General features: G+C 76.8%; 4 protein-coding genes, 1 tRNA gene, 1 other RNA gene and 1 pseudogene. 3 read left to right on the top strand and 4 right to left on the bottom strand.

All coding sequences use genetic code 11. The annotated features are described in order from the left end of the window. Positions 1–130: 130 nt before the first annotated feature. The 3 genes from ACI783_RS19545 to ffs all read right to left on the bottom strand — a co-directional run bounded on the left by ACI783_RS19545 (position 131) and on the right by ffs (position 2941). Positions 131–2347: a DNA polymerase III subunit gamma and tau gene (locus tag ACI783_RS19545; protein WP_457141997.1), complete on the bottom strand. Its 2217-nt coding sequence runs from the start codon at positions 2345–2347 to the stop codon at positions 131–133. Positions 2348–2407: 60 nt separating this feature from the next. Further along, positions 2408–2779, bottom strand: coding sequence for a YceI family protein (locus ACI783_RS19550; protein ID WP_457141998.1), 372 nt, complete (start codon positions 2777–2779; stop codon positions 2408–2410). Positions 2780–2845: 66 nt separating this feature from the next. Next, an RNA gene (gene ffs, locus ACI783_RS19555) (signal recognition particle sRNA small type) lies at positions 2846–2941 on the bottom strand. Positions 2942–3007: 66 nt separating this feature from the next. Here ffs and ACI783_RS19560 point away from each other — a divergent pair. Further along, positions 3008–3829: pseudogene (locus ACI783_RS19560) on the top strand (DMT family transporter); the annotation flags it as partial. 66 nt (positions 3830–3895) lie between these two features. Here ACI783_RS19560 and ACI783_RS19565 read toward each other — a convergent pair. Beyond that, a tRNA-Ser gene (locus ACI783_RS19565) sits at positions 3896–3980 on the bottom strand. Between the two features lie 140 nt (positions 3981–4120). Here ACI783_RS19565 and ACI783_RS19570 point away from each other — a divergent pair. Next, positions 4121–4468: a hypothetical protein gene (locus ACI783_RS19570; RefSeq protein ID WP_457141999.1), complete on the top strand. Its 348-nt coding sequence runs from the start codon at positions 4121–4123 to the stop codon at positions 4466–4468. A 37-nt stretch (positions 4469–4505) separates the two neighbouring features. Continuing rightward, positions 4506–6221: a serine/threonine-protein kinase gene (locus ACI783_RS19575; RefSeq protein WP_457142000.1), complete on the top strand. Its 1716-nt coding sequence runs from the start codon at positions 4506–4508 to the stop codon at positions 6219–6221. Positions 6222–6334 lie beyond the last annotated feature (113 nt).

A 6334-nucleotide genomic window follows, 5' to 3' on the forward strand; every position in this document is an offset into this window, starting at 1 on the left:
CCCCCCCCCCCCCCCCCCCCCCCCCCCCCCCCCCCCCCCCCCCCCCCCCCCCCCCCCCCCCCCCCCCCCCCCCCCCCCCCCCCCCCCCCCCCCCCCCCCCACGACTGTGCGGGGAGCAGCTCCCGGGGGCTCAGCTGTCGATCGGCCGGGCGCCGAGCTGGGCGCGCAGCAGCGCCAGCGCGGCCTGCTCGGCGTCGACGGCCGGGGTGTGCTCGTCCGAGCCGGGGGCGGCGTCGCGCTCGGCCATCAGCTCGGCCGCCTCGGCGGTCTCCGCCGCCGCGGCGGCAGCCCGGGCGGCCTCCGGGGTGACCGGCGGGCTCCCCGGAGCCGGGGCGCCGGGCTGGTCGACGACGGCCTGCACCTTCCAGCGCACGCCCAGCAGCTCCTCCAGCGCGGAACGCAGCACGTCCTTGTTCAGGTCGTCGCCGATCCGCCGGGCCAGCGCCGGGGAGGTGGTGCTCAGCGTGAGCGTGCCGGCCGCCAGGTCGTGCACCTGGGCGTTCTTCAGCAGCGCCTCGGTGGTGCGCTTGTGCCGCTTGACCACGGCCATCAACTCCGGCCAGATCCGCCGGACGTCGGCGGTGGTCAGCTGACCGTCGTCGGCGCCCGGCTCCGGCGTGGCCGAGACGACCGGCGTCGGCTCGCCACCCCGCGGCGCCGGGGCGGACTCCGCTGCCGCGCGCTGGGGCGCGGGCCGGCTCGCGGGCGCCGCCGGCCGGCTCGGCTGCGGCCAGTCCTCGTCGTCGGTGGGCTCCGGCGGCAGCGGGATGTCCGGCTCGCCGGTCGCGGCGGGTCGCCGGCGCTCCTCCGGCGCGGCGGCGGGTGCTGCTGGGGTGGGCGGCGCGGCCGCGGCCGGACGCGCGGACGCACCCGAGCCCGGACGCGCGGTCACCGGCCAGCCGTCCGCGCCCTCCTCGACCTTCGGCGCAGCCGGAGCCGGGGCAGCTGCAGCCGGAGCCGGGGCCGGCCGCTCGGCCGCAGGAGCGGGCGTCGCGGCCCGTGCCGGCTCGGCCGAGCGCTGGGACGGACGGACGTATGCCGGGCGGGACCCCGCGGCCTCCGCCGCGGGCTCGCGCACCGGTGCAGCGACCTCGCGCGCCGGAGCCGGCGCCTCGCGCACGGGCGCGGCGGCCTCGCGGGCCGGCGCGGCGACCGACTCGACCGGCCGGCCGGCGTGCTCACCGGCGATGGACATCCGCCGCTCCAGCCGCTCGAGGCGCTGCAGGGTGGCGGTGGCCGAGCCGTCGACGCCGGGCAGCAGCATCCGGGCGCAGACCAGCTCCAGCAGCAGCCGCGGCGCCGTCGTCCCGCGCATCTCGGTGAGGCCCTCGTGCACCGTGTCGGCCAGCCGGGACAGCGTGGCTGCGCCCAGCGCCTGCGCCTGGCGGGTCATCAGGTCGAGCCGGTCGGGCGGGCAGTCGAGCAGCCCGTTGCCCCCGGCCTCGGGGACGGCGTTCAGCACGATCAGGTCGCGCAGCCGGTCGAGCAGGTCGGTGGCGAACCGCCGTGGGTCGTGCCCGGCCTCCACCACGCGGTCGACGGCCTGGAACACCCCCGGGGCGTCGGAGGCGGCCAGCGCGTCGACGGTCTCGTCGAGCAGCGCCTCGTCGGTGACGCCGAGCAGGCCCACCGCCTCGCGGTAGGTGACGCCGTCCTCGCCGGCGCCGGCCAGCAACTGGTCCAGGATCGACAGCGAGTCGCGCACCGATCCGCCGCCGGCCCGCACCACCAGCGGGAAGACCGTCGGCTCGACCTGCACGCCCTCGGCGGCGCAGGTCCGCTCCAGCAGCCCGCGCAGGGTGCTCGGCGGCACCAGCCGGAACGGGTAGTGGTGGGTACGCGACCGGATGGTCGGCAGCACCTTCTCCGGCTCCGTCGTGGCGAAGACGAAGACCAGGAACTCCGGCGGCTCCTCGACCACCTTCAGCAGGGCGTTGAAGCCCTGCGTGGTGACCATGTGCGCCTCGTCGACGATGTAGACCTTGTAGCGGCTGTGCACCGGGGCGAAGAACGCGCGCTCGCGCAGCTCACGGGCGTCGTCGACGCCACCGTGGCTGGCCGCGTCGATCTCGATGACGTCGATCGACCCGGGACCGTCGGGGGCCAGGGAGACGCACGAGCCGCAGACGCCGCACGGGGTCGACGTCGGCCCCTGCTCGCAGTTCAGCGAGCGGGCCAGGATCCGCGCCGAGGAGGTCTTGCCGCACCCGCGCGGGCCGCTGAACAGGTAGGCGTGGTTGATCCGCCCCCCGTCGACGGCGTTCACCAGCGGGGTGGTGACGTGCTCCTGCCCGACCACCTCGGCGAAGGTCGCCGGGCGGTACTTGCGGTAGAGCGCCAGAGCCACGCCGCGAGGTTACGTGCCGGCACCGACGTCCGGGGCGAGCCTCTGGACGAGGCCCGGACGTCACTGGGTCAGGCGGAGGAACAGCTCGACCGCGCCGGAGTCCTCGACCCGGACGAAGCCCAGGTTCGGCGGCTCGATGCCGAAGTCGGCGAAGACCACCGGCACCGCGCCGGAGACCTCGACACCGTCGGCGGTGCGGACGACGGAGAGCTCGGTGGTCACCGGCCGGGTCGTGCCGGCCAGCGTGAGCTCCCCGGTCACCGGCACGGTGACCGGGGAGCCGGTCAGCTCGGGGTCCTGCGGCTGGGCCTGCACGGTGGGCGCGGGCGGGGCGTCGTCCTGCAGTGCGGCGTAGACCAGCGGGCCGACGACGGCCCCGGCCACCACGAGCACGGCTGCGAGAACGATCCACCAGGTGCGACGACGGGCCATGACCGGCTCCCCTCCTCGGGCGTGCGGTCAGTGCACCGCACCGACCTGGGAGGAGGCTGGGAGAACGAAAGGGACCCCCCGCACACCCGCCAGAGCCTGCTTATCCTTGCTGCCTTCCGGCCCTGGGGAGGTTCACAGGGTGACGCCGTACGAGGGGTCGGGTCCCACTGTAGAGGACGCCGGGCGCCCGGCTGCCGCCCCTCCGGCCCGCGGCTAGGCTCTCGCGCCATGCTCACGGCTGCGCCGCCCCAGTCGGCCCGCGGCTTCGCCCTCGTCGTCCTCGCGGCTGTGTGCTGGGGCACGTCCGGGGTGAGCGGCGACCTGGTCGCCCGGCGGACCGGCCTCGACCCGCTCGACATCGCCTGGCACCGGATGGCGATCGGCGCGGCCGCCCTGCTGGCCGTGCACGTGCTGACCCGCCGGCGGCGGCCCACCCCGCGGCCGCCGCTGACCGCACGGGTGCGCACCCGGCTGGTGCTGGTCGGCACGTGCCTGGCGGTGTACCAGAGCGCCTACTTCGCCGCGGTCGCCACGGCCGGCGTGAGCATCGCCACCCTGGTCGCGCTCGGCCTCGCGCCGCTGCTGGTCGCGATCGGCGGGGCGGTGCTCGGGCAGGGCCGGCCCGACCGGGCGACGATGGCCGCCCTGGCGGTGGCGCTGGTCGGGCTGGTGCTGCTGGTCGGGGTGTCGGCCGGCGCGGACGCCGGGGACACGGTGCTGCTGGGTGCGCTCGCCGCGGTGGGCTGCGCGGTGGCGTACGCCGGGGTGGTGCTGGCCTCGGCCGGGGTGCCCGACGGCGTGCCGACGACGACGGCAGGGTTCACCCTCGGTGCGCTGCTGCTCACCCCGGTGGCGCTGGCCGCCGGCCTGGACCTGACCGGCGACCCGCTGGCGCTGGGCACGCTGGTCTACCTGGGCCTGGTGCCCAGCGCGCTGGCCTACGGCCTGTTCTTCACCGGGGTGCGGACCGTGCCCGCGGCGATCGCCTCGATCGTGACGCTGCTCGAGCCGCTGACCGCGACGGCGCTGGCCACCGCGGTGCTCGGCGAGCGGCTCACCCCGACCGCGCTGGCCGGGGGAGCCCTGATGCTCGGCGCCGTGACGGCGCTCTACCTGCGGAGGATGGGAGATTCGAACTCCCGAGGGCTTGCACCCAACCCGCTTTCCAAGCGAGCGCCATAGGCCACTAGGCGAATCCTCCAGTGCCGGGCAGTCTACCGGGCAGCCGTGCGTGCGTCAGCCGCCGCCCTCCGACCCGCCCGGCCGGCACACCGGGAGGGTGGTTGAGTGAGCCACACCGGAGGGCGACCGCCGGGAGCCGCAGCGACCGGGAGGAGCCCGATGAGCGAGACCGAGCAGGTGCGTCCCGAGGTGGTGGCGGCGATCGTCACCGCCCTGCAGGAGACCGATCCGAGCAACCTCCCGGCCGACGCGACGCGGGCGGAGAAGGACGCCGCGAAGGACACCTACCTCTCCGGCATGGTCGCCGAGCGCGCCCAGCGCGACCGGCAGACCCGGGCGTGGGAGCTTCTGCTCACCCGCAGCCACGAGGAGCCCCCGAGCTGGTCGCAGCTGTTCGACGAGCTGCCCGAGGCGTCGCTGAGCGAGCTGGGCGAGCTGTACGACGCCCTGCCCGAAGGGGCCCAGGCCGAGTACGCCCGCCGGTACGGGGCCCCGGCCTCCGCCTGACCCCAGTGCACGGGCAGCTCTGCGCGGGACGGCACCGGTGACCGCTCCTGGCTCACGGGTGGCCGGCCGCTACCTGCTGCGCGCGCGGCTCGGCGGCGGCTCGATGGGCGCGGTGTGGCTGGCCCGCGACGAGCTGCTGGGCCGCGACGTCGCGGTCAAGCAGGTGCTCATCCCGGCCGGCAGCGACCCTGAGGTCACCGCCGGCCACCGCGAGGCGGCGATGCGCGAGGGGCGGATCGCCGCCCGGCTGACCCACCCGCACGCCGTCGCCGTCTACGACATGGTCGACGACGGCGGCACGCCCTGGCTGGTGATGGAGTACCTGCCCTCGCGCAGCCTGGCTCAGGTGCTGCAGACCAGCGGCACGCTGCCGGTGACCCAGGTCGCCCAGATCGGTGCCCAGGTGGCCGACGCACTGGCGGCGGTGCACGCCGCTGGGGTGGTGCACCGGGACGTCAAACCGGGCAACGTGCTGATCGGCGAGGGCGAGCGCAGCGAGGGCCTGGTCAAGATCACCGACTTCGGCATCTCCCGGGCCACCGGCGACGTGTCGCTGACCCAGACCGGGGTGGTCAAGGGCACCCCGGCCTACCTCGCGCCCGAGGTGGCGCGCGGCCAGGAGCCGAACCAGGCCAGCGACGTCTTCTCCCTGGGCGCCACGCTCCACGCCTGCCTGGAGGGCACCCCGCCGTTCGGGATGACCGAGAACCCGCTGGAGATGCTCCACCGGGTGGCCAGCGGGGACTTCTCCCGGCCGCGGCACGCCGGGGCGCTCGGCCGGCCGCTGATGCGGATGCTGAACTCCGACCCGCGCAAGCGCCCCTCGATGACCCAGGTCCGCGACCAGCTGGCCCGGCTGGTGGCCGGCAAGGACGGCGACGTCACCGAGGTGCTCGCCGCCCGGACGCCGCTGCCGCCGACGATGGCCGACCTGCGGGCGGTGGACGACGACGGCCGGCCGCTGCCCGCCCCCGCAGGGGGGCCGGCGCCACCGATCTCGGCCGCCGCGTCGTCGACCCCGAACACCCCGCCCGCCGGGCCGCCGACCGGCGCCCGGCCGGCCGGCGGCGCGCCACCGGCTCCCCGCCGGCGGACGCTCCGGCGGGCCCTGGTGGCGCTGCTCGCGCTGCTGGTCGTCGGTGGGCTGGTCGGCGGCGGTTTCGCGCTGGCCGGACGGGACGGCGAGGGGGACCCCGCCCCGGTGGCGGAGAGCAGCGAGCCGGCACCGGACCCCACCTCCGAGGCGCCGGCACCGCCGACCGAGGAGCCCCCGCCGACGGCAGAGGAGCCCCCGGCGACGACGACGGAGGAGCCCCCGGCGATGGCAGAGGAGCCCCCGCCGGCCACTAGCGAGGCGCCCCCGGAGACCAGCGAGCCGGCTCCGGAGACCAGCGAGCCGGCTCCGCCGCGGACCAGCGAGCCGGCACCGCCCGCACCGGACAGCGCCGCCGCCGTGCGGGACGCCGTGCGCTCCTACTACGCGCTGCTGCCGGAGAACCCGCAGGCCGCGTGGGAGCGCACCGGGCCACGGTTGCGGGCCGCGATCGGCAGCCGCGAGGCCTACGTGCGCTTCTGGAACCGGTTCAGCGACGTGCGCCTGGGTGAGGTGCGGGCCGAGGACGGGTCCCTGTCGGCCAGCGCGCCGGTGACGTACGTGGAGCCCGACGGCGACAGGTTCCCCGAGCAGCACCGGATCACCCTGGTGCGCGGCGACGACGGCCGGTTGCTCATCGACTACGACGAGCCGGTCTGAGCCGGCACGCGAGAGGGGGGGGGGCCGGGGGGGGGGCGCCCCCCCCGGCCGGGGGGGGGGGGGGGGTTTTTAACCAACCCCCGCTTCACCACACAACCATTACACTCGTGCTA

It is taken from the genome of Modestobacter sp. SYSU DS0511 (assembly GCF_054050755.1).